The organism is Pseudomonas sp. OIL-1 (assembly GCF_010669185.1).
Lineage (GTDB): Bacteria > Pseudomonadota > Gammaproteobacteria > Pseudomonadales > Pseudomonadaceae > Halopseudomonas > Halopseudomonas profundi.
In genome coordinates, this window is sequence record NZ_CP048629.1 from 2,199,285 (window position 1) to 2,222,118 (window position 22,834).

Below are 22,834 nucleotides of genomic sequence, written 5' to 3' on the forward strand. Positions count from 1 at the left end.
AGCCGCAGCGCTACCGCCAGACATTAATCGCCACGGACACCGCATGCTGGAAGAAGACCGTTTGATTGCTGCCGCCCCGCGGCAACAGGAAGAAGTGATAGACCGGGCAATTCGCCCGTACCGGTTGGCCGACTACATCGGCCAGCCAACCGTGCGCGAGCAGATGGAATTATTCATCAAGGCAGCCAAGGGTCGCGGCGAGGCGCTGGATCACGTGCTGATTTTCGGCCCACCCGGTCTGGGCAAGACCACTCTGGCCAATATTATTGCCCAGGAAATGGGCGTGAAGATTAAAAGCACCTCCGGACCGGTCCTCGAGCGGGCCGGGGATCTGGCCGCGATGCTGACCAATCTTGAAGCCGGCGATGTGCTGTTCGTCGACGAGATTCACCGTCTGTCGCCTGTGGTGGAGGAAATTCTCTACCCGGCGATGGAGGATTATCAACTCGATATCATGATCGGCGAAGGCCCAGCGGCGCGTTCGATCAAGCTTGATCTGCCTCCTTTCACTCTGGTCGGGGCGACAACCCGCGCCGGGATGCTGACCAATCCGTTACGTGACCGTTTCGGTATCGTTCAGCGTCTGGAGTTTTACGGAGTGGATGATCTGTCGGTGATTGTCGGCCGCTCCGCAGGGATCCTTGGGCTGGATCTGCATCCGGACGGCGCCAGGGAGATTGCACGCCGTTCGCGTGGAACGCCGCGTATCGCCAACCGCCTGCTGCGTCGAGTGCGTGACTTCGCCGAAGTACGCAGCCAGGGCAAGATCACCAAGGAAGTAGCCGATAAGGCCTTGAATCTGCTGGATGTGGATGAACAGGGTTTCGATCATATGGATCGGCGGCTGCTGCTGACCATGATCGACAAGTTTGACGGCGGACCAGTTGGCGTTGATAGCCTGGCGGCGGCGATCAGTGAGGAACGGCATACTATCGAAGATGTTCTCGAGCCCTACCTGATCCAGCAAGGATTCATTATGCGCACGCCACGCGGGCGGGTTGTGACCCGGCACGCCTACCTGTATTTTGGCCTCGATCTTCCGGCGAAAATGGAGCAGATGTCGCGGGACCTGTTCGATCCCGGCTGACGCAGAAAAAATATTTTCGCTTCCCCGAGAATTTCTATATGCAAGAGCTTCGGTTGTATCTACATTATGCGCGCTGACACTTCAGGGACACCGTTTTCCATACGGGCCCGGGTCTACTTCGAGGACACCGATGCCGGGGGCATCGTCTACTACGTCAACTATCTGAAATTCATGGAGCGGGCGCGAACCGAGCTGGTACGCAGCCTGGGTTTCAACCAGAGCAGATTGCAGGGCGATAACGTCATTTTCGTAGTGCACTCGGTAGCAGCTCGCTATCACGCGCCCGCCCGGCTGGATGACGAACTTGTCATCACCGCGGAGGTCTTGGAACGCAAGCGAACGAGCGTCCGATTCCGCCAGCAGGTTAAACGGGCGGATGAATCAGTATTATGTGAGGGCGAAGTTCTGGTGGCCTGTGTAAGTGCAGACCATTACAAGCCCATAAAAATTCCAGCTGCCTTGAGCGAAGCTTTTCTGGCTTGCAAGGCAGCACCTGTACGGCCGAGTTAGGAGAGGCAAGAGTGCAAGCTGATCAAATGTCGATGTGGCACCTGATATCCAGTGCGAGTCTGTTGGTCCAGCTGGTGATGCTGGTACTGGTAGCCGCCTCCGTAGTGTCCTGGGTAATGATTTTCCAGCGTAGCACCACTATTCGCTCGGCCAAGGCCGCGCTGGAGAATTTCGAAGACCGTTTCTGGTCCGGCATAGACCTGTCCAAACTGTATCGTCAGGTGACCGGCAGCCCGGATAACGATTCCGGCCTGGAACAGATCTTTCGCGCGGGTTTCAAGGAGTTCTCCCGGATGCGCCAGCAGGCCGGAGTGGACCCGGAGGCGGTGATGGAGGCTGTGCAACGCTCCATGCGCGTGGCCATTTCCCGCGAGGAAGAAAAGCTCGAGCAGCATTTGTCTTTTCTGGCGACGGTCGGTTCGACCAGCCCCTATGTGGGTCTGTTCGGCACGGTATGGGGGATCATGAATTCCTTCCGCGGCCTGGCCACTGTGCAACAAGCCACGCTGGCAACGGTTGCACCGGGCATCGCCGAAGCGCTCATCGCTACGGCCATGGGCCTGTTCGCGGCCATCCCTGCGGTGATTGCCTACAACCGATTCTCTGCGCGCTCCGAGACGCTGATCAGCCGTTATTACACCTTCGCTGACGAGTTCTCGAGCATCCTGCACCGCCGCGTGCATAGCCGGGACGAATAACAGGAGTCACGATGCAGGTGCAAGGCAGACGCCGTAAACGCAAGCCAGTAGCCGAGATGAACGTCGTGCCTTATATCGACGTCATGCTGGTGCTGCTGGTGATTTTCATGGTGACCGCGCCCATGCTCAACCAGGGCGTGAAGGTCGACCTGCCTCAGGTGTCCAGCGAAGTGCTGCCCTCCGACAGCAATCAGCAGGTGCTGACCTTGTCTGTTCTGGCGGACGGTACCTATTACTGGAATCTGGGTGAAGCAGTGGATACCGAGAATCAGAGCGAGAGCGCTGTGTCCCTCGAAGAAATGTCAGAGAAGGTGACCAAGATTATCAACGCCCGACCGGATACGCTGGTATACATACGGGGCGATGAGACGGCCAATTACGGCATCGTGGTAACCGCTATGGCAACGCTGCAGCAGGCTGGCGTTCCCAATGTCGGATTGATTACCGAGGCACCGTGAATACGCGCGAAGACCGGACACCGGAAGAGCACTCGGCAGGTTACGCTGCGCCTCTGCTGAAGGCGCTGGCGCTACATCTGCTGGTGGCGATGATGCTGTTCGTTTCGTTCTCGTCGGCACCCGAGTTTGAACCGGCCAAGCCCATTGTGCAGGCGACCCTGGTGCAGCTGGATTCGAAGAGCCCGGCGACCAACCAGACGGATCAGCAGATTGCCGGCGAATCGGCGCGCACCGCTGCGCCGCGCCACGAAGCGGAAGAGCTGGAGCAGCAGCAACAGCAGCAGCAACAAGAGCAGGAGGCCGCGCAGCGCGCCGCCGAGGCTGAGAAGCAGGCCGCTGCCGCCGCGGCTGAAGCAGCCCGGGCCGAACAGCAGCAACAGGCCGCTGCGGCACGCGCCGAAGCCGAGCAAAAAGCCAAGCAACAGGCTGAAGAAGAGATCAAGCGTAAAGCGGATGCCGCGCGCAAGGCCGCTGAGGAAGAAACCCGCAAGAAAGCTGCCGAGGCTGAAGCTGCGAAGAAGAAGGCAGCAGAAGACGCCAAACGCAAAGCCGAAGAAGCTGCCAAGCAGAAAGCCGCTGAAGCGGCCAGGAACAAAGCTGCCGAGGACGCCAAGAAAAAGGCTGCCGAGGAGGCAAAGAAGAAAGCTGAAGCCGATCGCGTCGCAAAACAGAAGCGTGAGCAGGAAGACGCCCGGGCCAAAGCGCTGGCCGAGTTGCTGGCGGATGAAACACAGTATCAGCAGGCCCAGGCCAACCAGGTGGGCGATGAAGTTGCGGCCAGCTACGAAGACGTCATACGGCGTTACGTTAGCGCCCAATGGCGTCGACCGCCCACCGCGCGAAACGGTATGGTGGTAGAAGTGAAGATCAGCATGCTGCCCACCGGGCAGATTACCGATGCGGTAGTGTCTCGTTCGAGCGGTGATGCGGGCTTTGACCAATCGGCAGTGCAGGCGGTGCGTAATGTGGGACGGATCCCGGAAATGCAACAATTGTCGCGGGAAGATCCAACAACGTTCGATCGCAGGTTCCGTAACCTGACCCTGCGATTCAGGCCAGAGGATTTGTCATTTTGAGAAAAGCAGCGAAGTTAACCCGGTTGTGGATGGCGGCTGTGGCCGTACTGTTCATGGCCCAGACTGCAATGGCACAGAATGCCATTGAAATTACCCGTGGTACGGACAAGGCAACGCCGGTCGCAGTCGTTCCTCTTGGGTGGCAGGGTTCGTCGCCACTGCCAGAGGACGTCGCTGAGATTGTCGGCAACGACCTCGGTCATACTGGTATGTTCGTGCCGTTTGATCGCGGCAACATGCTCAGCTATCCGACCCAGGCCAGTGAGATATTCCCGCGGGACTGGAATGCGTTGGGCGTGCAGTACGTAGTGGCTGGCCGCGTTACCAATCCGTCGGCTGACCGCTTCGAAATAAAATATGTGCTCTACGGTGTGGCTCGCGAAGAGGTTCTGTTGTCCAAGACGGTGAGCGGTACCCAGCGGCAGCTGCGTGATATGGCGCACCATATGAGCGATGAAATTTTCGAGGAGCTCACGGGCATCAAGGGCGCGTTCAACACCAAGCTGCTCTACGTGGCTGCCGAGCGTCACTCGGCGGAGAACACGCGTTTTACCTTGCAGCGCTCGGATTATGACGGCGCACGTGCCGTGACCCTGCTGCAATCGAAGGAGCCGATCCTGACGCCTTCCTATGCCCCGGACGGTCAACGTATTGCCTACGTATCCTTCGAGTCGCGCCGGCCCGAGATCTATGTTCATTACGTACAGACGGGGCGGCGTGAGCGTATCACCAGCTTTGAGGGCCTCAACGGTGCTCCGGCGTGGTCGCCTGATGGTGAGCGGTTGGCGTTTGTGTTGTCGCGGGACGGCAATCCAGAAATTTATGTGATGAACCTTGCCACCAAGAATATGCGGCGGGTGACCAACCATTACGGAATCGATACCGAGCCGGCCTGGATGGATAACAATACGATCGTGTTTACTTCCGATCGGGGTGGGCGACCACAGATTTACAAACAGAATATAAACGGCGGTTCTTCGGAGCGCCTGACATTTGTTGGCAACTATAATGCCAATGCCAAGCTCTCGGTGGATGGGCAGACCATGGTCATGGTTCACCGGCAGCAGGGCTACCGTAATTTTCATATTGCCACTCAGGATCTGAAGAGCGGCAATCTGAGGATTTTGACAGAAACGTCGCTGGATGAGTCGCCTACTGTCGCTCCCAACGGCACTATGTTAATTTATGCCACCCGTCAACAGGGAAAAGGCGTTCTCATGCTGGTCTCGACTAACGGTCGTGCGCGGTCGGTCATACCGACACAGTTCACCGACCTGCGCGTGCCTTCATGGTCACCGTACCTGCCTTAGGGTGCAACAACACAAACCGTATGGGGTTTCAGGAGTTTTATGATGGAAGTTATCAAGTTCGGCAAAGCAGCAGCTCTGATCGTAGCTTTTGGTGTGGTTGTAGGGTGTTCCTCCAAGGGTGGTGATGCGTCCGGTACTGGCGCTGGCACCGGGGCAGTTGACCCGAACGCCGGTTACACCAGCACTTCTCCCTCTTCGGCGGATGACGGCGTGACCAGCGAAGAAGCCGCTCTGCGTGCAATCACCACCTTCTACTTCGAATTCGACAGCGCTGACCTGAAACAGGAAGCCATGCGCGCCCTGGACGTTCACGCCAAGGACCTGAAAGCCGAAGGAAATCGTGTAGTCCTCGAAGGTCATACTGACGAGCGTGGCACCCGCGAGTACAACATGGCTCTGGGCGAGCGTCGTGCCGGTGCGGTTCAGCGTTATCTGGTTCTTCAGGGCGTCTCTCCGGCACAGCTGGAGCTGGTTTCCTACGGTGAAGAGAAGCCGGATGCACTGGGTTCCAGCGAAGAAGACTGGGCTCAGAACCGTCGCGTAGAACTGCGTAAGTAAGAGGTCGCATGAAAGGGTTCAGGAGTGTTGCGTTTGTCTGTCTGCTGTCGCCGTTAGCGGCCCTGGCACAGGCACCGATCATCGATGGCAGCTCGGGCGGTGCACGCCCCAGCCAGCCAGCCACTCCTGCACCCGCGACTTCCGGGGGCCGGCTCTCTATCGAGGGCCAGCTCATGCAGCAGGTGGACCAACTGCAGCAGGAAGTATCGATGTTGCGTGGCCTGCTTGAAGAGCAGGAACATAGACTGAAACAGCTGGAACAGAACCAGCTTGACCAGTACGAGGATCTCGACCGCCGGTTAACATCAATGACGGGCGGTACTACAGCATTACCGCGTAACGGGAGGGCCAACGGCTCGCCTGATGATCCGCTTGCGACCGTTCAGCCGCCGAGCAACCAGGCACCAGCGGCGAACGCTCCGACAGCGCAGCAGCAATCAGGTGCGAACCGCCCCGATGCGCCGAGCCAGCAGGCGCCGGCAGATCCTGAACGCGAGAAACTGCTATACGAGGCGGCTTTTGACCTGGTCAAGACCCGCGATTTTGAAAAAGCAGCCATGGCGTTCAATGCGTTTCTGCGTCGCTATCCTGACAGTACATACGCTGGAAACGCGCAGTACTGGTTGGGTGAGGTCCATCTGGCCCAGTCTGATCTGGAGTCAGCGGGTCGCGCTTTCGCTCAGGTCATCAGCAACTTTCAGGGCCATCGGAAAGAAGCAGACGCCCTGTACAAGCTGGCTGATGTCGAACGTCGTCTAGGCAATGCAGACAAGGCGCGTCAGCTGTATCAGGAAGTTCTGTCCAAGCATCCCGGTTCTTCAGCTGCACAACTCGCGCGGCGCGACCTGGACAACCTCGGTTAGGATATCTCTTTCGGCAGGGCGCTCGCTCTGCCGTCTCTCTGGACCTTCGGATTACTGCTTTTTGGCTCGCGACGAAGCGGTAGCGGACCCTGGAAAAAAAGCGCAAAAAATTCTTGAGTTTCTGTGCAAAATCAGTAATATACCGCGCATCAAAGGGGTCGTTAGCTCAGTTGGTAGAGCAGTTGGCTTTTAACCAATTGGTCGTAGGTTCGAATCCTACACGACCCACCATTTTTTGATTCCCCCGCTGTGTCTTTTCTTTCGGTTTTCCGTTGGTGTTGAAGGTGAGCCAGGCTCTTGATCTGCGCCAGCCTGACTACCTCAGCCTGTGCCTACTTCTTCATTTCAGCTTTGATGGATTTTTTCTTCGTCTCCATTTCCTCGCCTAGCCTGTTTAGCTCCTCGTCCTTGAGCACCTCTCTGGCATCGGGAAACATCTCGCTTTCTTCCTCCTCGATATGATGTTCAAGCAGCTCTTTGAGCACCTTGATTCGGCCGGAAAACTGCACGGTGTCAGGCTGCGTCTTCAGCAGATCGGGTAACACCAGTTCGCTGACCGCACGATGCTCTTCCACTGCTTCGTGAAACATCTTTTTCCCTTCCTTGTCGCTAGCGTCGCGGTAGGCTGGGTAGAAAATCTCTTCTTCGATACGGGTGTGGCTGAGCAGCTCGGTCTCGATCTGCGCCAGTACGTCAGTGCGTGTCTTGGCGGCTCGCTCGGTCGTCGAGCTGATCTGTTCGAGCAGTTTTTTCAGCTTTTCATGATCCTGAATCAACAGGTCTATCGCATTCATGGCTAATCCTCATCGACGGCTCCGCGACGGACAGTGCGGAAAAAAAGGGCCGATCATGTCGGCCCAGGCCCTGGCTCAGGCTATTTTTATCAGGACAGCTGCTTGAGCTGGTCCTGTCTGAGTAACGCCTTGATATTGGCGAGGTGCTGTTCTTCCTGGGTGAGCGCCTTGCCGAAGCTCTTGGCGATATCTTTCTGCCCCGCACTTTCTGCCATTTCGATCAGTAGTTCCCAGGCTGCGTTGTCCGCAAGTTCGATGGTCAGGAGCGCGTTCAGTGCATGCGAAATGTTGGTGCGTGGATCAGTAAGCACCTGCATTACGCCTAGTGCGATCACGCCTGCGACATCGGCCGAGGGCGTCATGGCAGTCGGATCTGCACCGAGCTTTTCCACTGCTGCAACGAGCAGGTGGAAATGCTCTTCCTCCTCGTTGCGTATTGTTTGCAAGGTCTTTAGCAGGTCCGGGGGTGCGCCGGCGCCGGTATCGAGTGCCTGAACCTTGGCAATGGCGGCTTCGTAAAGCCGCACGCCGGTACGCTCGTAAGCAAGCCGTTCACCCAGCTTGTCGATCAGGACTTCCGGGTTCTTGCCCATCATCTTTTCGAAGGTGGACTTGAGCATGCCCGTTGCAGAACCCGGCACGGGTACGGATCCGATACGGCCGGATTCGTTGGTTTCGTTACGACGGGCAATCAAGAGGTCTGATGCGTTGCCCGGGACATCCGCCGGGTAATGCTCGACTGCCTCTGCCATCTTTGCGGTGTCTTTTGGGGACATCTGGGCGCCGGTCAGGTTATGGCCCATTTTTGCTGAACTCACCATGGAAGCCTCCTAGGATTTTTTCTCTGCCAATTCGGTACCCGGGCGCCAGTTATAGCCTGCTGAGACTATGTTGGCCGGGATAATCGGGGTGTTCATCTGGGTGCGGTAAGCCAGCGATAGCGGGCTTTCCTCTTGTTTGGGCACGTATTTGTTGCCCGAAGTGCGCAGATTGACTTCCTCGGATACCACCTTGCGAACAAATTCGCGCTGGCTCTTGAACTCGATCATTGCGGGTACGGACCCGCCGATAATCTCCGCCGGATCACGACGCTCGTATTGCTTGAACAGGTCACAGACCAGATTCAAATGACCCAGTTCGTAGTCCAGGAACCGCTCCCACATGGCCTTGATGCGAGGGTTGTCCTCCTGTTGAGCGCAGCTTTGATAGTTATAAACTTCCATCGCTTCGTGGATCAGCCACTTTTCCAGGAAGGATTCGTCAGGGTCCATGAGCGAGCCGTACTGAGTAACGTGCTGCTCTTCCACCGAGGCGATTTCAGCATAAAGTTGACGCGCCACCGGGTCGGCGAACAGCGGGCCGATATTCATGTAGTAATCATGTGTTTGATATTCCGCAGCAGTGATCATGGCTGCGTGAATCTTGGTGATGAGCGCGGCGTTTTCTCTCTCGTAATTGTCGCGCAGGTCGCTTTCAGGGGCGCGGTGATGCTCGGAGGTGGGACGGCCGGGGATGATGTCGGTATAGCCCTGCAGAATGTTGTTAGCGTCCTTTCCCTCCAGCCGGTCGAGCATGGCGGAGTAGCGGTACAGGTGATCGAAATCCTCCAGCAGTCCGAAGCGGTAGGTCTGCGCCTGATACGGGTCAGGCTCGTTTTGAGCCACGGCTGCGGTCACTTCAATCGCGACTTGCTCGTAGGCGACAGTGGTTTCCAGTGGAGAGTGATCCGAGGATAGAAGCCAGTTTATGGCAGTCATCTGGTGCTGTTCCACCCGACGGACCTGGGCCAGGGGCAGCCGCAGTGACTTGTTCATTCTTGCGCCGATATGCTTTAAACGCAGTGCATCCTGCTCGATACCATTCATAAGTATCACGCGCACCCGGGTAAACGCATCATCGTCCAGTTTGCTGATCGGTTTACTGGCTATGTCCTTCCAGGAGAATTCCTGCTTTTCAAGCGGAACGCCCTGGTTGTCGAATATTCCCGAAAGTCCGTGCATGAATGCCTCCAGACGGTTAATGGCACGTTGATGTGGTAGTACAAAGTAGAAGTTTAACCAGCAAGAACGTTCATAGTTTTTATATATCAAATGGTTCTTAGTGCCCGTTTTTAATTTCTTGGAATAATCAGTGAAGAACGGATAGAACCAAGTAACGCATCGCTGGTCTCCAACTTTGGTATGCCTGGATGCCGTGCAATATCCGTCCGGAAAATGAGACGAGCCGTTCAGGTTGCGCCTAATACACTGATTTAAAAGTCGGCGGAAAAGATTTGAATTCACCAGGTCGGAACTTCGTTGTCCTCAGCCTTTCTCAATTACAGGATCACCTATCAAGAGGGCACCCCGATGACCGACAGCAATGCAAAAGTTGACAACCTCGTGGATTGGCTGCGTGACGCACATGCGATGGAACAGCAAGCTGAGACCATGTTGAAAGCGCAATCGTCTCGGCTGGAGAATTATCCGAAGCTAAAGGCCCGTATCGATCAGCATATTGAGGAAACTCTGGGCCAGCAGAAGCTATTGGACGGCTGCCTGGCGAGGCTGAATGCAAGTCCTTCAACCATCAAGGATATGGGGGGCAAGGTCATGGCGTTCGGCCAAGGCGCGTCTGGCATGTTCGTCAGTGACGAGGTTATCAAGGGCGCTATGTCTGGCTACGTATTCGAGAATATGGAAATAGCCTCCTACACTGTCCTTATTGCTGCAGCGAAAGCCACCGGCGATATTGAAACACAGCGCGCTTGCGAGCAGATTCTGCCTCAGGAAGAAGCTATGGCAGCATGGCTTAAAGACCATCTTCCGGAACTGACCCAAGCCTATCTTACTCGTGACGCCGCGCCGGACACGACGGCCAAACGCTAATAGGGGCAGGCTACGGCCTGCCTTTTTCGGGAGTGGAATGCTGAAGACATTTACCTTCGCAGTTGTTCATTTCACCGTTGCGTTCACCGTTGCCTATTTGCTTACCGGGAGCGTAATCACCGGCGGCCTCATCGCTCTGGTAGAACCGATGGTAAATACCGTGGCGTATTACTTCCATGAGCGAGCGTGGCAGCGTTTTGGCTCCGAACGGAGTCCGCAAAAAGGTCTTGGTCATGGCAATCTTGGCCGCCGCACTAAATAGACCTCCACAATTTAGTCTTGTTTATTCATGAGCATAAAGCCGTGTCGTTGAACCACCGGCGGACCAACGGGTCTTTATTAGAGGTGGCAACGTCCCGCTCCAGTGCTTTCATACATTCATATCATTAAAGGGGAACACTCATGGTTCAGACAAATCAGCCTCAAGGGAATGTTACGGCAACTTCTGCAACTCCCAATGCTGGCCCTTCCACTCAGGCCCAGACGCCTCCGGTCAAATCCGGCTCATCCAGTGTGACCAAATCCGGTTCATCCAGCGACATCAATGTGACCGGTATGGAGCGTGTGGCCTCTGTCGCGGGCGGCGCTTTGCTGGTGGGCAAAGGACTGCGCAAAGGCGGACTGTTTGGATTGATCAGTCTGGCCATGGGCGGCGCCGCTATTTATCGCGGTTATACGGGCCACTGCGAGATGAAGAAAAAAATGATGCAGAAGACGGGTTGAAGCCTGTCTCGCTGCGGCTTCCAGGCTAGATACACTTTCGTTCGAAACAGGAGTCAATTATGACGACCATGGACACTAAAGACGTAATTTCCACGCTTAACGATCTTATCGAAACCAGCAAAGATGGCGAGGCTGGTTTTAAAGCCTGTGCCGAAGATGCCCAAAGCGTAAATCTGAAGAACACCTTTTCAGCGAGAGCCCAGGAATGTGGCAAGGCAGCTGCTGAGCTGCAAGCCCTGGTGCTTCAGCTTGGTGGCGATCCCGAGGATAGCACCAGTGTGAGTGGCGATATGCACCGCCGGTGGGTCGATATAAAATCGGCAATTACCGGAAAAGACGATCAGGCAGTTCTGAATGAGTGTGAGCGCGGGGAAGATGTAGCCAAGAAGAGCTATAAGAAGGCGCTAGACAAAGAACTACCAACCGATATACGGGCGGTCGTGCAGCGCCAGTATGACGGTGTTCTGCGCAATCACGATCAGGTAAAAGCATTGCGCGATAGTCACAAGGCTTGATCGATACGGTTCGGACAAGGGCAGCCCAGGCTGCCCTTTTTTGTGTTCGTATTGAAAAAAGGGACATTTCCCTGTCGTCTGGACTTCAAGCGCCAGAATGGCTGGCTACTAACCGGGCAAACCGGTCAATCCATCGACGCTTGAGTGTAGTGTGTATAACGGGTCCGTGCCACGCGAAGGTGGTTCGCGTCGGGGGGCTAGGCGACCGATCGAGGAGGTAACAGCTAACAGTTAATGCCGCTTGGGCGGACTGATCGACTCTGAAGTCAGAGAGTCAGGTTAGGGATGAGCTGAGGTAGTCTGGTAGTGCGGGAAGGGGCGGGCAGGGAAGTACTCTTCGGGTTGCGGCAGCGCGCTAGCGCTGCCTCCCCGGACCGTCTGATTACTGAGCTTCAGTCTGGCCTTCAAGCTCCTTGGCCTTGGCGAGGTGTTCGCGCAGGGTTTCAAGGTTGTCTTTGGCAAGCTCTTGGAGCTCTTCATCGTTCAGGTTCTTCGCAGCGTTTTCGAACAGTTCGATGGTCTGCTCGTGGGCGTTTACCTGGTTGCTAGCGTAATGGTCGTCAAAACCTTCACCGTCACGCATTTCAAGAATCATCGCTTTGGCCTGATCCATCAAAGTGGCATCATCGGAAACTTCGAGATTCTTTTCCTGGGCGAGTTCCTTAAGCTTCTGGTTCATCTCGGTGTGATCTTCGATCATCCGTTCAGCAAAGGATTTGATTTCCGAGCTTTCGCCTTGTTCGATTGCAAGCTTAGCTGCTTCGATCTCGGCGATGCCTTTTGCAGTTGCTTCATCAACAAACTCTGTCGCATCCATATCCTGCGCCCAGGAAGTTGACGCGGAGAGTCCGAGAATCACTGCGAGCATACCGTTCTTAATATAATTCACTTTGGTCATGTTAGTTATCCTTCGGTTTGTTGATTGATTAGGCCTGGAAGCTGATCTTGCGGATTACACGAGCCCGCATTATCCGAGGAGCTTCTGTCGGGATTAAAAAATTGCATTTATACGAGGCAAGCGTTGATCCGATTCCAAAACACAAACGGGCCGGAACGTCATCTAGCCGTATCTCAAACCCTCCGTACACCAGTGTATGGACCGAGCGTTATGCCCTTCTCGGTAATATGGATTGGTTATTTATGCAAAAGTTCGTAAAGCCGCGGATGCTTGTTGGAATGAATCGAAGTTCCTGGCGAACTGAACTTTTCTTACTGGGATATATCGCGGACTATTGAATCGCCTTGAGTGATGATCGGGCCGGCCCGGCTTGTCGGTAGCAGCGGGAGGCCGACCCTTGAGATCATGGCTGTGAAAAATCGTCTGATTCGGCGGGCTCGCTAATGTACTCACCGCCGCTAAGGGGCTGCCACCACAGCTCCATGAAGATAAAGCCATTAGTCAAAAACACCAGAAAGCCAACAGCAAGAATGCAGGCTCCGTAAAAGCGCGTTTCATCGTTGCGTTTGAGATGCATGAAAACCGGCAGGCCGCGAAACAGCAGAATTATCGAGTACAGCGTTCCGAGCACCGCGAAGAGCAGAAGCATCATGCGCACAGGTATCACCGCGCCGATGCTGGCGAGCATCAACGGAACGGAAAGGCAGGTGGCGAAGGTATAGGCAAGCAACAGGGTGGGCCGGCCCGGTGTGCGGAACAGGACCCAGCGCGTCATGAGAGCCATTATCGACACGCCGCACAAAAAACCCAGGTAAACCATGCATGCGAGATAGAGCGCACTGCCCTGATTGAGATAGGTCGGGTCTTCACTGCCAAAGAGCTCCCAACCCACATGTGCCGTCCCGATATAGGCGCAGATCGCTGGAATGACCGACAACACGAGCAGAACGGGAAGGAAGCCCCATGGGTGTTGCTCGGCGTGTTCCCGAATCGGCAGCCAGGCAGAGCGCGGAGAGGTGAATAGCTTGGGCAATAATTGAAACATGACGAGCTCCTGGAGTGATTAATACAGGCTGGGCCTGTTACGGTTGACTGGATAGCGTTGCGCTAAGTTCACGCCGTGGGAACACCCGCGTAATCAGAGTTGGCGACAACAGGAAGCACGGGGGCTTGACCTGGCATGGTATTATTGGCCGGTCAAATCTCGTTGAGTGGTTCGAACTATGTCTCAGATTCCCGAGCGTGTACTTGTTCAGGCGCATCTCGCGGCCAAGGCGCCGCGCGTACTGAGCGAAGCTGAACAGGCCGATTATCTGGCTCGCATCGCGGCTGCGCTCAAGGCGCACGACGCTGCGCTGGTTGCTCATTATTACACCGACCCGTTGATACAGGCGTTGGCTGAGGAGACTGGCGGCTGTGTTTCGGACTCACTGGAAATGGCCCGTTTCGGCAAAAATCATCCTGCCAGCACGCTGGTGGTGGCGGGCGTGCGTTTCATGGGTGAGACGGCAAAGATCCTCAGCCCGGAAAAGCGCGTGTTGATGCCTACTCTTGAGGCGACCTGCTCACTGGATATCGGCTGCCCGATCGACGAGTTTTCGGCATTTTGCGATCAGCATCCCGATCGCACTGTGGTGGTGTATGCCAACACTTCAGCAGCGGTCAAGGCGCGAGCGGACTGGGTGGTTACCTCGAGTTGTGCCGAGGCGATTGTCGAGCATCTGATGGATAAGGGAGAGAAGATCCTCTGGGCGCCGGACCAGCATCTGGGTGGCTACATCCAGCAGAAGACCGGAGCAGACATGTTGCTCTGGTCGGGCTCTTGCATCGTGCACGAGGAATTCAAGGCCAAGGCGCTGCTGGATTTGAAGAAGGTCTATCCGGACGCGGCAATACTGGTCCATCCGGAGTCGCCGGCACCGGTGGTGGAATTGGCCGACGTTGTAGGCTCGACCAGCCAGTTGATCAAGGCAACCCAGACCTTGCCCAATCCGACGTTCATCGTGGCGACTGACCGCGGCATTTTCTACAAGATGCAGCAGGGTGCGCCGGACAAGCAGCTGATCGAGGCGCCAACGGCCGGAAGCGGCGCATCCTGTCGCAGCTGCGCCAACTGCCCCTGGATGGCAATGAATACCTTGCCCCGGGTGTTGCAGGCGCTGGAGCAGGGCACTGACGAAATTCTGGTGCCAGAGGCTCTGATTCCCAAGGCGATCAAACCGCTGGAGCGGATGCTGGATTTCACCAGCAAAGCCAGGGTCTGATCAGAAGCTGTCGATGATCTCCCGCTGGCGCGCAAGCTCCTGCTTGCGCGCATTGATACGCGAGGTCATCACGAAGCTGTCATCGGCGCGTTTCAACGCCAGGTCGAGTTGTTGGCTGGCCTGATCCAGATCGCCGGCCAGCATGAAGTATTCGGCGCGGGCCATGTGAACACCCAGGATATTCCCCGCCAGCCCGCGAATTTCCGCCGCCAGAAACCACACATCCGGATCGTCGCTCCTCAGGTTGGCCAGACGGTTGATAACCTGTTCGGCGTCCTTGTAACGCCGTGCGCCAAGCAGGGTGTCTGCTTTGCTCTGGAGTACCGGATAACTATCGGGCGCTATGGCCAGCAGGCGGTCCAGGCGCTGCAACGCGAGCTCCGTTTGGTCGCGACTGGCGTCCAGCTCAACCTGTGCGAGATTCACCGCAATGTCGTTACTGCGCGATTCCAGCAGTGGCTTCAGCGCCTGTGCTGCGTCGTCATACTGACCGCTGCGGGTCAGAGCCAGCGCCAGGCCATAGCGAGCGGCATCATGCTCACCGTCATGCTCGTCCAGCAACAGTTTGAAGCGCTGTGCGGCCAGGCCCGGACTCTGTTCGTATTTCAGCTGCACCCGGGCACGCATCATCTGATACGCGACGCTGTCCTTGCGGTCATTGCCGCTCAGTTGCTCGGCACGGTTGCGTGAGTCGGCGATGCGCGACTGATGTACCGGGTGTGTCAGTAGGAACTCCGGCGGGGTGCGGCTGAAGCGGCTCAGCTGCGCCAGCCGTTCAAACATGTCAGGCATGGCCTCTGGATCATAGCCGGCCTGCTGCAGGTTGGTGATGCCGATGCGGTCGGCTTCCTGTTCGTTCTGGCGAGAAAAGCGACGTTGTTCCTGAATCGCCGCAGCCTGGGTGGAGGCGAGAGCGGCGAAGCCTGCATCACCGCCCCCTGCAGCAGCCAGTACCACGCTGGCGAGCATGGCCGTCATCAATGGGATACGCATGCGCTGCTGCTGTTGCAGGTTGCGCGCGAAATGCCGCTGCGACAGGTGCGCCAGCTCGTGTGCCATGACCGAAGCGAACTCGGCCTCGGTGTGGGCATGCAGAAACAGGCCGCCATTCACGCCTACCACGCCCCCTGGCGCAGCAAACGCATTGAGCTGAGGGCTGTCTATCGCTACGAAGGTCAGCCTTCGGTCTTCTAGCCGGCTGGTTTCGGCGAGCTTGTAGACATGGTCCTCGACGAAGTCTTTGAGCAGCGGGTCGTCGAGCGTCGCAACCGCGCCGCGCAACATCGAGACCCAGGCCCGGCCGAGCTGGTGCTCCTGCTCGCGGGACATGATCGATGAGCTGGTATCACCCAGCGAAGGAAGATTGATTTCAGAGGCTGCCGCGGCAGGCGTGACCACCGCCAACGAGTACATCAGCGTTGCCTGGAGCAGGAGGGCGATGGCCGCTTTGATACGTTGCATGAAAGTAAACTAACCCGTCGGTATATGATTGTCTGCGCGCTGTTCGGCAAGGTTATACTGAGGCATCACAAGGAGTCTGCAAATGGTTGTTAAATCGTGTGAATCAGGGGCCGATCGGCTACTGGACGCTCGGGGTTTATCCTGTCCTCTGCCTTTGCTCAAGGCCAAGCTGGCTCTCAACGAAATGGTACCCGGCGAGGTCCTGCAAGTCAGTGCCACCGATGCCGGCTCCCAGCGCGACTTTGAACGTTTCGCCGAGCTGTCCGGCCACCAGTTGCTCAACGCCTCTGTCGAGGGTGGAGAATTTCATTACTGGCTGCGGAAGAAAGCATGATACGAGTCTTCCGTAACTGGATTCAGCGGTATTTTTCAGACGAAGAAGCGGTAGTCCTCGCCATTGTGCTGATACTGGGCTTCGCCGTGGTGATCAGCTTCGGCAACAAACTGGCGCCCCTGCTGATTGGTCTGGTGGTCGCCTATCTGTTGCAGGGGCTGGTGCTGCGCTTGCGTCGCTGGCATGTGCCGCATGTATTGGCTGTGTGGGTAGTGTTCCTGCTGTTTGTTGGCGTGCTGGGCGCGCTGATCGGCGTGGTGATACCGCTGGTGTGGCGTCAGACGCTGGCTCTGATCGGCGAGCTGCCGCGCATGCTTGTCGAGTGGCAGGAACAACTGATGCACCTGCCGGATCGCTTCCCGGCATTCGTATCCGAGGAGCAGATAACCCAGCTGATCCATACTGCCAGTGGTGAGTTTGGCCAGCTCGGCCAGTGGTTATTATCCCAGTCGCTGGCCAGTCTGCCATTGTTGATTACCATTCTGGTCTACCTGATTCTGGTACCCATCCTGGTATTTTTCTTTCTCATGGACAACCAGACCATCACGCGCTGGTTCATTGCGCATCTGCCACGTGAGCGCCGGTTGATGACGCGTATCTGGACGGAAATGAACCAGCAGATTGCCAATTACATTCGCGGCAAGGCCGTGGAAATCATCATTGTGGGCGCGGTGAGTTATGTCTGTTTTGCGGTATTGCACCTCAATTACGCTGCGTTGCTGGCGGTGATAGTCGGGCTCTCGGTACTGGTGCCTTATATCGGGGCGACAGTTGCCACCCTGCCGATCGCCATGGTTGGCATGTTCCAGTGGGGCCTGGGTAACGAGTTCATGGTGTTGATGGCAGTGTATGCGGTGATTCAGGCACTGGATGGCAACGTGTTGGTGCCGGTGTTGTTCTCTGAAGCAGTCAACTTGCACCCGGTAGCGATCATTGCAGCCGTGTTGATTTTTGGTGGCCTGTGGGGGTTCTGGGGCGTGTTCTTTGCAATTCCGTTGGCGACGCTGTTCAAGGCGGTGCTGTACGCGTGGCCGCGGGGCGTGGAAGCAGATATTGAAGTGCCGCCGCTGGAAGAACCTGGCGCCTAGCTTTTATAGAGGCGGGCAACGTCGAAATTGCCCGCCAGCGTGACTTCAGGAGAGTTCCCGGGCAGCCTTGAGCACGTCCTCGACATGGCCTGCGACCTTGACCTTACGCCATTCACGCCGAAGAACGCCGTTCTCGTCGATCAGGAAGGTGCTACGTTCGATGCCTTCGTACTCCTTGCCATACATCTGCTTGAGTTTGATGACGTCAAACAGTTTGCAGAGCGCCTCGTCCGCGTCGCTGATCAACTCGAACGGGAACGCCTGTTTGGCTTTGAAGTTCTCATGCTTGCGCAGGCTATCCCTCGAAACGCCAAACACCAACGTGTTCGCAGCAGCAAATTCTTCATGCAGGTCACGAAATCCCTGACCCTGGGTGGTGCAGCCGGGCGTGCTGTCCTTGGGATAGAAATACAGTACCACCTTGCGTCCGGCCAGCTCTGACAGCGTGATGGTTTTATCGCTTGTCGCCACGACCGTAAAATCAGGCACCCTGGTATCCAGCTCAATGCTCATTGATTAAATCCTTACAGCGCTATCAGTGGAGGGGACGCCAGGGTTCGATGACGGCGTCCAGGTTCAGCTCATCACAGAAGTCGAGAAACTGTTCGCGCAGCCAGCTGAGTTGCGTCTTGGCCGGGATGGCGATGGTCAGCGTCAGGTTGAGCATCGGCGTTCCGGTGTGCTGGGCCATATAGGTGAAGCTGAACAGTTCTTCCAGCTCGATTTCCAACTGCTGAAAGAAGGTGCAGAGCTCGGCCACCAGCTCCGGCCGTTGGGCCGCGGTGACGAACACGTTATAAGGCAACGCCTGGGGGCGTTCTTCCAATGGCTTGCTGCGGCTCATCGAAAGCGTGAAGTGTTCACGCTTGGCCAGGGCCGGCAGTGATGTCTCCAGGCGGGCAAGGGCATCCCAGTTGCCGCTGATCTGTAACAGCAGCGCAGTACAAGTGCCGTGTCGGCTCATGCGACTACTGACGATGAGGCAGCGGTGCTCCATGCATAGTTTGGTGAGCAAGGTGGCCAGCGCGGTGGTTTGCTGCCCCATTGCAGTGATAACCAGGAACTGTTCCTTCTGGCTGGGCGTAATGGACATGATGATCCTCTGACTGGTGTTTCTGTCAGGCCAGAGTGCAAGACAGGCGTGACGCAAGGGAGCTATTGTCCCTGTCCGTCGTCATGGGTTCAACCGTCAGTTTCATCCGCCTGGATTGCAGCTTTGCCGGCGCCGCTCCTTGTGCAGATCGCGGCGCGAAAGTACCATTGCCGATTAACGTTTCAAGTGGAGCAGTTGCATGATTTCAGGCAGCCTGGTGGCGCTGGTAACACCGATGGACTCGCGCGGCGGCCTGGACTGGTCCGCGCTGGAGCGACTGGTAGACTTCCACCTTGAGCAGGGTACTGACGGCATCGTTGCGGTCGGCACGACAGGGGAGTCCGCTACCCTCGATATGACCGAGCACAAGGAAGCTATTCGCCGCGTCGTCGAGCAGGTTGCCGGGCGCATTCCGGTTATCGCCGGGACCGGTGCCAATTCCACTCGCGAGGCGGTCGAATTGACCGAAGCCGCACGCAGCGTGCGGGCTGATGCCAGCTTGCTGGTGACGCCGTATTACAACAAGCCCACGCAGGAAGGCTTGTATCAGCATCACCGCTTCATCGCCGAAGCGGTTGCAATCCCCCAGATTCTGTACAACGTGCCGGGCCGTACCGCCTGCGATATGTTGCCGGAGACCGTCGATCGTCTTGCCGACATCCCCAACATCATTGGCATCAAGGAAGCGACTGGCGACATGCAGCGTGCCCGTGAGCTGATTGACCGGGTCGGCAACCGGATCAGCGTTTACTCAGGCGACGATCCGACTGCGGTCGAACTGATCCTGCTGGGCGGCAAGGGCAACATCTCGGTGACGGCCAACGTTGCGCCGCACGCCATGCATGAACTGTGCGCGGCTGCCCTGGCTGGCGATGCGGATCTGGCCCGGCGCCTGAACGACGCATTGATGCCGTTGCACAAGACGCTGTTCATCGAATCCAACCCGATACCGGTGAAGTGGGCGATGAGCGAGATGGGTTTGATCGGTGACGGTTTGCGTCTACCTCTGACACCACTCAGTGCCCGGTGCCACGAGCCGGTTCGCGAAGCGCTGCGTCAATGCGGTCTGTTATGAGACAACCCCGGAACATGTTTAGCAAGGAATACAAGATGAAGCCTGTAACGGGTGCGCTGGCTATCCTGGTAATGGGTAGCAGTCTTAGCGGCTGTGGTTATATGTTTGGTGAGGAAGGATATTTCCGTGATCGTGGCGGTGATTACCAGCTGTCGACGGTCGAGCCACGTATGCAGGTTCCCGATGGCATCAACAGCAAGCCGCTTGGCGACATGTTGCCCGTTCCGGGTGTGACTGCCCCCGCAAATGCCGACAAGTTCGTCGTGCCACGCCCGCAACCCATGATGGTCAGCGGCAATGATGCGGGGTTTTCCCTGCAGCAGACTGGCTCGCGTCGCTGGCTGCTCGCCGCAAACTCGCCGACCGAATTGTATGGTCGGGTGCGCCAGTTCTTCGAGGATTACCAGGTGCCGGTCGCCAGTGAGTCCTCTTCCCTTGGTGAGTTCGAGACTGAGTGGCTGGCATTCGACCTTCAAGCCAGTAACCCGCTGGTTCGCCGGCTGACTCCCTCGGTGGGAGAAGGGCGACGGCTTGAAGGCAGGGAACAGCGATTCCGGGTTCGTATCGAGCCGGGCGTGCAGGGCGCCAACAGTGAGATCCACGTACTGCACATGTCGCGCAGCCAGGGCGGAACACAGTCCGAATGGCCTGATGATTCTGACAACAGCAATCTCGAGCGCGCGCTGCTTGCGGAAATGGAAACCTACCTGAACCAGTCCGATACCGCCAGTGCTGCTTCACTCGCGACGTCTCTGCAGGGATCGGTCGCTGATACTGCAGAACTGAGCGAGGATGGCGCCGGCAATCCGGTGCTGACCATTCAGCGTGACTTCAATCGTGCCTGGGCCGCGGTGGGATCTGCGCTCGGCCGCGCGGATCTGGCAGTGGCTGACCTGAACCGCAGCTCTGGCGTTTATTACATCGATCTGGAGCAGTCGGCCAGCGAACAGGCAGAAGAGGCAGGGTTCTTCGCGCGTCTGTTTGGCCGCGGTGAGCCGGAGCCTGAGAGCGGTGCGGACCGCGTGCAGGTACGTCTGACGCAAATCGGCAATCAGGTTCAGGTTACCGTTGAGCGAAGCATCGACAGCGCCACCGACCTCGGGCTGGCGCGGGATCTGCTGACACGCATCCGTGACAATCTGAGTTGAGCTGATGCGGTACTGTTCGCTGGGTAGCGGTAGTCGCGGCAATGCCACGCTGGTTGAATGCGGCCGCACCCGCGTGCTTGTCGATTGCGGGTTCAGCTTGCGTACCACCGAGCAGCGTCTGGCCGCCATTGGAATCAGTCCAAAGCAGCTGGACGCGGTCCTGGTCACCCACGAACACTCTGATCATGTGCAAGGTGTCGAGCGCCTGGCCCGGCGCCACGGCATTGCGGTGTATATGACTGCCGGTACGCACCATGCGATGGCCGTGCCGGAACTTCCCTTCGAGCGGGTACAACTGGGCAGGCGTTTCGTGATCGGTGATCTGGAAATAACCCCTGTCGCTGTGCCGCACGATGCCCGTGAACCCTGCCAGTATATTTTCGATAGCGGTCTGCACCGGCTGGGTATCCTGACCGATACCGGCACCATTACCCCCTGGATCGTCGAGCAATACGCGAGCCTGGATGCGCTGTTTCTCGAGGCCAACTACGATCCGGTCATGTTGAGAAATGGACCGTATCCGCCCCGTCTGCAGGCGCGGGTAGGCGGCAGCCTCGGGCATCTGAGTAACCAGCAAGCGGCGGGGCTGCTGGCTGAAATCGATACCAGCACACTGAAGCATGTCGCGATTGCGCACATCAGTGAGAAGAACAATCGGCCGGACCTTGCCCTGGGCGAACTCTCCCGGGCGTTACAGGAGTGGCCTGGTCAGCTGTGTCTGGCCGAACAGAAGCAGGGCTTGCCCTGGCAGGATATTTCGGGATTATCCCATCACCAATTTGCCGAAAGCGGGAGCCGGTAATGGAAAAACGCACAGAGCTGTATCGTGGCAAGGCCAAGTCGGTATACACCACCGACGATCCGGATCGACTGATCCTGCTGTTCCGCAACGATACATCGGCATTCGATGGCAAGAAGATCGAACAGCTGGACCGCAAGGGCATGGTCAACAACCGCTTTAACGCGTTCATCATGCAGAAGCTCGAGGCGGCGGGCGTTCCGACCCAGTTCGATAGCCTGGTCTCCGACACCGAATGTCTGGTCAAGAAGCTCGACATGATTCCGGTCGAGTGCGTGGTTCGCAATTATGCTGCCGGCAGTCTGGTCAAGCGTCTGGGTATCGAGGAAGGGCAGGCCCTGGTGCCGCCGACGTTCGAGCTGTTTCTGAAGGATGACGCCAAGGGCGATCCTTTCATCAATGCCTCGCACGTGGTGACCTTCGGCTGGGCCACTGCTGCCCAGCTTGAGCGCATGCAGGAACTCACGCTCAAGGTGAATGATGTTCTCAAGCAGCTATTTGATGACGCCGGCTTGATGCTGGTCGACTTCAAACTTGAGTTCGGCGTGTTCAAGGGCGAGATCGTGTTGGGCGATGAGTTCAGCCCGGACGGTTGCCGTCTGTGGGACAAGGCAACCGGCAAAAAAATGGACAAGGACCGCTTTCGTCAGGGCCTCGGTGGCGTTATCGAAGCCTATGAAGAAGTCGCACAAAGACTGGGCGTCAGTTTGCCCTGAAACCCTTTGTAACGCCGCGCATAGCTGATATTATGCGCGCCGACTGGAGAGTTGCCGGAGTGGTCGAACGGGACGGATTCGAAATCCGTTGTACGGGCAACCGTACCCAGGGTTCGAATCCCTGACTCTCCGCCATGCTTCCTTACAAATCAACGGCTTATATGTCGTTTTGGTTTCTACCCAACATCCTGCCCCACATCCTGGAAATGGATGATCTGGGGCAGTTTTGTGTCTACAACACCAGCTCCCTCTTGTCGCCGACACTTTTATCCGTCGCTTTACCCCGTCCAACCGCTTGTTTCTGTGTTTACGCCGCTCGCTTTCAAGGGGCTTTGCGCCACGATTCGCCTATCAAACCGATACGCGAGGAAAGAAGGTGTTGTTGACGGTCAACGAAGTCGCAAAACGTTATGGAGTTTCACGGGCGACAATCTAGGTGTGGGCTGCAGATGGCTCGCTCTCGAAGCCGGTGAAGATTGGCCGGTGTAGCACCCGATGG

At 57.0% G+C, this 22,834-nt stretch carries 26 protein-coding genes, 2 tRNA genes and 1 pseudogene; 21 read left to right on the forward strand and 8 right to left on the reverse strand.

Annotated features, from left to right (window positions below; genetic code table 11):
- The first annotated feature begins 43 nt into the window (after positions 1–43).
- The 9 genes from ruvB to G3M63_RS10310 all read left to right on the forward strand — a co-directional run bounded on the left by ruvB (position 44) and on the right by G3M63_RS10310 (position 6,791).
- A complete protein-coding gene (gene ruvB / locus G3M63_RS10270) occupies positions 44–1,087 on the forward strand; it encodes a Holliday junction branch migration DNA helicase RuvB (RefSeq protein WP_150300578.1) in 1,044 nt (347 codons plus the stop codon).
- A 66-nt stretch (positions 1,088–1,153) separates the two neighbouring features.
- A complete protein-coding gene (ybgC, locus tag G3M63_RS10275) occupies positions 1,154–1,597 on the forward strand; it encodes a tol-pal system-associated acyl-CoA thioesterase (RefSeq protein WP_150300577.1) in 444 nt (147 codons plus the stop codon).
- Between the two features lie 26 nt (positions 1,598–1,623).
- A complete protein-coding gene (gene tolQ, locus G3M63_RS10280) occupies positions 1,624–2,295 on the forward strand; it encodes a protein TolQ (protein ID WP_150300629.1) in 672 nt (223 codons plus the stop codon).
- 11 nt (positions 2,296–2,306) lie between these two features.
- A complete protein-coding gene (tolR, locus tag G3M63_RS10285; RefSeq protein ID WP_150300576.1) occupies positions 2,307–2,753 on the forward strand; it encodes a protein TolR in 447 nt (148 codons plus the stop codon).
- Positions 2,750–3,829: a cell envelope integrity protein TolA gene (tolA, locus tag G3M63_RS10290; RefSeq protein ID WP_256669774.1), complete on the forward strand. Its 1,080-nt coding sequence runs from the start codon at positions 2,750–2,752 to the stop codon at positions 3,827–3,829. The genes tolR and tolA overlap by 4 nt, the downstream gene beginning before the upstream one ends.
- A 29-nt stretch (positions 3,830–3,858) precedes the next feature.
- Positions 3,859–5,139: a Tol-Pal system beta propeller repeat protein TolB gene (gene tolB, locus G3M63_RS10295; RefSeq protein ID WP_150300625.1), complete on the forward strand. Its 1,281-nt coding sequence runs from the start codon at positions 3,859–3,861 to the stop codon at positions 5,137–5,139.
- Positions 5,140–5,181: 42 nt separating this feature from the next.
- Entirely contained in the window at positions 5,182–5,697 is a 516-nt protein-coding gene (gene pal / locus G3M63_RS10300; RefSeq protein WP_150300575.1) for a peptidoglycan-associated lipoprotein Pal, read from the forward strand.
- 8 nt (positions 5,698–5,705) lie between these two features.
- Positions 5,706–6,560: a tol-pal system protein YbgF gene (gene ybgF / locus G3M63_RS10305; protein WP_150300574.1), complete on the forward strand. Its 855-nt coding sequence runs from the start codon at positions 5,706–5,708 to the stop codon at positions 6,558–6,560.
- Between the two features lie 155 nt (positions 6,561–6,715).
- Positions 6,716–6,791, forward strand: a tRNA-Lys gene (locus tag G3M63_RS10310).
- A gap of 101 nt (positions 6,792–6,892) precedes the next feature.
- Here G3M63_RS10310 and G3M63_RS10315 read toward each other — a convergent pair.
- The 3 genes from G3M63_RS10315 to G3M63_RS10325 all read right to left on the reverse strand — a co-directional run bounded on the left by G3M63_RS10315 (position 6,893) and on the right by G3M63_RS10325 (position 9,354).
- The gene (locus G3M63_RS10315) at positions 6,893–7,354 is read right to left on the reverse strand and encodes a hemerythrin domain-containing protein (RefSeq protein ID WP_150300573.1); all 462 of its coding nucleotides are present in this window, start codon (positions 7,352–7,354) and stop codon (positions 6,893–6,895) included.
- An 89-nt stretch (positions 7,355–7,443) separates the two neighbouring features.
- Entirely contained in the window at positions 7,444–8,175 is a 732-nt protein-coding gene (locus tag G3M63_RS10320; RefSeq protein ID WP_163983001.1) for a DUF892 family protein, read from the reverse strand.
- 9 nt (positions 8,176–8,184) lie between these two features.
- The gene (locus tag G3M63_RS10325) at positions 8,185–9,354 is read right to left on the reverse strand and encodes a hypothetical protein (RefSeq protein ID WP_150300571.1); all 1,170 of its coding nucleotides are present in this window, start codon (positions 9,352–9,354) and stop codon (positions 8,185–8,187) included.
- Positions 9,355–9,702: 348 nt separating this feature from the next.
- Here G3M63_RS10325 and G3M63_RS10330 point away from each other — a divergent pair, with 348 nt between their 5' ends.
- The 4 genes and pseudogenes from G3M63_RS10330 (at position 9,703) to G3M63_RS10345 (ending at position 11,459) form a co-directional block, all read left to right on the forward strand.
- Entirely contained in the window at positions 9,703–10,221 is a 519-nt protein-coding gene (locus G3M63_RS10330; protein ID WP_150300570.1) for a ferritin-like domain-containing protein, read from the forward strand.
- Between the two features lie 37 nt (positions 10,222–10,258).
- Positions 10,259–10,483 carry a DUF2061 domain-containing protein gene (locus tag G3M63_RS10335; protein WP_150300569.1) on the forward strand — a complete coding sequence of 75 codons (225 nt, stop codon included), beginning with the start codon at positions 10,259–10,261 and terminating at the stop codon, positions 10,481–10,483.
- 293 nt (positions 10,484–10,776) lie between these two features.
- Positions 10,777–10,932 (forward strand): annotated as a pseudogene (locus tag G3M63_RS19540) (DUF2892 domain-containing protein); the annotation flags it as partial.
- An 80-nt stretch (positions 10,933–11,012) separates the two neighbouring features.
- Positions 11,013–11,459: a PA2169 family four-helix-bundle protein gene (locus G3M63_RS10345; protein ID WP_150300623.1), complete on the forward strand. Its 447-nt coding sequence runs from the start codon at positions 11,013–11,015 to the stop codon at positions 11,457–11,459.
- A 382-nt stretch (positions 11,460–11,841) separates the two neighbouring features.
- Here the strand turns inward: G3M63_RS10345 and G3M63_RS10350 are convergent, their stop codons facing one another.
- Together G3M63_RS10350 and G3M63_RS10355 are read right to left on the reverse strand one after the other, a co-directional pair.
- On the reverse strand, positions 11,842–12,357 hold the full coding sequence (locus G3M63_RS10350; protein WP_150300567.1) for a DUF4142 domain-containing protein: 516 nt from the start codon (positions 12,355–12,357) through the stop codon (positions 11,842–11,844).
- Between the two features lie 403 nt (positions 12,358–12,760).
- Positions 12,761–13,402, reverse strand: a complete 642-nt coding sequence (locus G3M63_RS10355; RefSeq protein ID WP_163983003.1) for a Yip1 family protein — start codon at positions 13,400–13,402, stop codon at positions 12,761–12,763.
- A 178-nt stretch (positions 13,403–13,580) separates the two neighbouring features.
- Between G3M63_RS10355 and nadA the strand changes: the two genes are divergently transcribed.
- Positions 13,581–14,621: a quinolinate synthase NadA gene (gene nadA, locus G3M63_RS10360; protein WP_163983005.1), complete on the forward strand. Its 1,041-nt coding sequence runs from the start codon at positions 13,581–13,583 to the stop codon at positions 14,619–14,621.
- On the opposite strand, the gene G3M63_RS10365 is transcribed toward nadA, so the two are convergent.
- Positions 14,622–16,061, reverse strand: a complete 1,440-nt coding sequence (locus tag G3M63_RS10365) for a M48 family metalloprotease (RefSeq protein ID WP_371923583.1) — start codon at positions 16,059–16,061, stop codon at positions 14,622–14,624.
- Between the two features lie 103 nt (positions 16,062–16,164).
- On the opposite strand from G3M63_RS10365, the gene G3M63_RS10370 reads away from it, so the two are divergent.
- Positions 16,165–16,416: a sulfurtransferase TusA family protein gene (locus tag G3M63_RS10370; protein WP_150300564.1), complete on the forward strand. Its 252-nt coding sequence runs from the start codon at positions 16,165–16,167 to the stop codon at positions 16,414–16,416.
- Positions 16,413–17,504, forward strand: a complete 1,092-nt coding sequence (locus G3M63_RS10375) for an AI-2E family transporter (protein WP_150300563.1) — start codon at positions 16,413–16,415, stop codon at positions 17,502–17,504. The genes G3M63_RS10370 and G3M63_RS10375 overlap by 4 nt, the downstream gene beginning before the upstream one ends.
- A 45-nt stretch (positions 17,505–17,549) precedes the next feature.
- On the opposite strand, the gene G3M63_RS10380 is transcribed toward G3M63_RS10375, so the two are convergent.
- Both G3M63_RS10380 and G3M63_RS10385 read right to left on the reverse strand, forming a co-directional pair.
- Positions 17,550–18,017, reverse strand: coding sequence for a peroxiredoxin (locus G3M63_RS10380; protein ID WP_150300562.1), 468 nt, complete (start codon positions 18,015–18,017; stop codon positions 17,550–17,552).
- 22 nt (positions 18,018–18,039) lie between these two features.
- Positions 18,040–18,597 (reverse strand): glycine cleavage system protein R, encoded by a 558-nt coding sequence (locus G3M63_RS10385; protein ID WP_150300561.1) that lies wholly within the window; start codon positions 18,595–18,597, stop codon positions 18,040–18,042.
- Between the two features lie 199 nt (positions 18,598–18,796).
- Here G3M63_RS10385 and dapA point away from each other — a divergent pair, with 199 nt between their 5' ends.
- The 5 genes from dapA to G3M63_RS10410 all read left to right on the forward strand — a co-directional run bounded on the left by dapA (position 18,797) and on the right by G3M63_RS10410 (position 22,470).
- Positions 18,797–19,672: a 4-hydroxy-tetrahydrodipicolinate synthase gene (dapA, locus tag G3M63_RS10390; protein WP_163983007.1), complete on the forward strand. Its 876-nt coding sequence runs from the start codon at positions 18,797–18,799 to the stop codon at positions 19,670–19,672.
- A 35-nt stretch (positions 19,673–19,707) separates the two neighbouring features.
- The gene (gene bamC, locus G3M63_RS10395; RefSeq protein ID WP_163983009.1) at positions 19,708–20,820 is read left to right on the forward strand and encodes an outer membrane protein assembly factor BamC; all 1,113 of its coding nucleotides are present in this window, start codon (positions 19,708–19,710) and stop codon (positions 20,818–20,820) included.
- Between the two features lie 4 nt (positions 20,821–20,824).
- Positions 20,825–21,622, forward strand: a complete 798-nt coding sequence (locus G3M63_RS10400; protein WP_163983011.1) for an MBL fold metallo-hydrolase — start codon at positions 20,825–20,827, stop codon at positions 21,620–21,622.
- Positions 21,622–22,335 (forward strand): phosphoribosylaminoimidazolesuccinocarboxamide synthase, encoded by a 714-nt coding sequence (gene purC / locus G3M63_RS10405; RefSeq protein ID WP_150300557.1) that lies wholly within the window; start codon positions 21,622–21,624, stop codon positions 22,333–22,335. The genes G3M63_RS10400 and purC overlap by 1 nt, the downstream gene beginning before the upstream one ends.
- A gap of 45 nt (positions 22,336–22,380) precedes the next feature.
- Positions 22,381–22,470, forward strand: a tRNA-Ser gene (locus G3M63_RS10410).
- Positions 22,471–22,834: the final 364 nt, after the last annotated feature.

Coding starts and splice junctions, on each gene's coding strand:
- G3M63_RS10370 (WP_150300564.1), top strand. CDS start 16,165: ATGGTTGTTAAATCGTGTGAATCAGGGGCCGATCGGCTACTGGACGCT.
- tolR (WP_150300576.1), top strand. CDS start 2,307: ATGCAGGTGCAAGGCAGACGCCGTAAACGCAAGCCAGTAGCCGAGATG.
- nadA (WP_163983005.1), top strand. CDS start 13,581: ATGTCTCAGATTCCCGAGCGTGTACTTGTTCAGGCGCATCTCGCGGCC.
- purC (WP_150300557.1), top strand. CDS start 21,622: ATGGAAAAACGCACAGAGCTGTATCGTGGCAAGGCCAAGTCGGTATAC.
- G3M63_RS10400 (WP_163983011.1), top strand. CDS start 20,825: ATGCGGTACTGTTCGCTGGGTAGCGGTAGTCGCGGCAATGCCACGCTG.
- G3M63_RS10315 (WP_150300573.1), bottom strand. CDS start 7,354: ATGAATGCGATAGACCTGTTGATTCAGGATCATGAAAAGCTGAAAAAA.
- ybgF (WP_150300574.1), top strand. CDS start 5,706: ATGAAAGGGTTCAGGAGTGTTGCGTTTGTCTGTCTGCTGTCGCCGTTA.
- G3M63_RS10355 (WP_163983003.1), bottom strand. CDS start 13,402: ATGTTTCAATTATTGCCCAAGCTATTCACCTCTCCGCGCTCTGCCTGG.
- G3M63_RS10345 (WP_150300623.1), top strand. CDS start 11,013: ATGGACACTAAAGACGTAATTTCCACGCTTAACGATCTTATCGAAACC.
- G3M63_RS10375 (WP_150300563.1), top strand. CDS start 16,413: ATGATACGAGTCTTCCGTAACTGGATTCAGCGGTATTTTTCAGACGAA.
- tolQ (WP_150300629.1), top strand. CDS start 1,624: ATGTCGATGTGGCACCTGATATCCAGTGCGAGTCTGTTGGTCCAGCTG.
- G3M63_RS10350 (WP_150300567.1), bottom strand. CDS start 12,357: ATGACCAAAGTGAATTATATTAAGAACGGTATGCTCGCAGTGATTCTC.
- dapA (WP_163983007.1), top strand. CDS start 18,797: ATGATTTCAGGCAGCCTGGTGGCGCTGGTAACACCGATGGACTCGCGC.
- ruvB (WP_150300578.1), top strand. CDS start 44: ATGCTGGAAGAAGACCGTTTGATTGCTGCCGCCCCGCGGCAACAGGAA.
- G3M63_RS10380 (WP_150300562.1), bottom strand. CDS start 18,017: ATGAGCATTGAGCTGGATACCAGGGTGCCTGATTTTACGGTCGTGGCG.
- G3M63_RS10320 (WP_163983001.1), bottom strand. CDS start 8,175: ATGGTGAGTTCAGCAAAAATGGGCCATAACCTGACCGGCGCCCAGATG.
- pal (WP_150300575.1), top strand. CDS start 5,182: ATGGAAGTTATCAAGTTCGGCAAAGCAGCAGCTCTGATCGTAGCTTTT.
- bamC (WP_163983009.1), top strand. CDS start 19,708: ATGAAGCCTGTAACGGGTGCGCTGGCTATCCTGGTAATGGGTAGCAGT.
- G3M63_RS10325 (WP_150300571.1), bottom strand. CDS start 9,354: ATGCACGGACTTTCGGGAATATTCGACAACCAGGGCGTTCCGCTTGAA.
- G3M63_RS10385 (WP_150300561.1), bottom strand. CDS start 18,597: ATGTCCATTACGCCCAGCCAGAAGGAACAGTTCCTGGTTATCACTGCA.
- tolB (WP_150300625.1), top strand. CDS start 3,859: ATGGCGGCTGTGGCCGTACTGTTCATGGCCCAGACTGCAATGGCACAG.
- ybgC (WP_150300577.1), top strand. CDS start 1,154: ATGCGCGCTGACACTTCAGGGACACCGTTTTCCATACGGGCCCGGGTC.
- G3M63_RS10330 (WP_150300570.1), top strand. CDS start 9,703: ATGACCGACAGCAATGCAAAAGTTGACAACCTCGTGGATTGGCTGCGT.
- G3M63_RS10335 (WP_150300569.1), top strand. CDS start 10,259: ATGCTGAAGACATTTACCTTCGCAGTTGTTCATTTCACCGTTGCGTTC.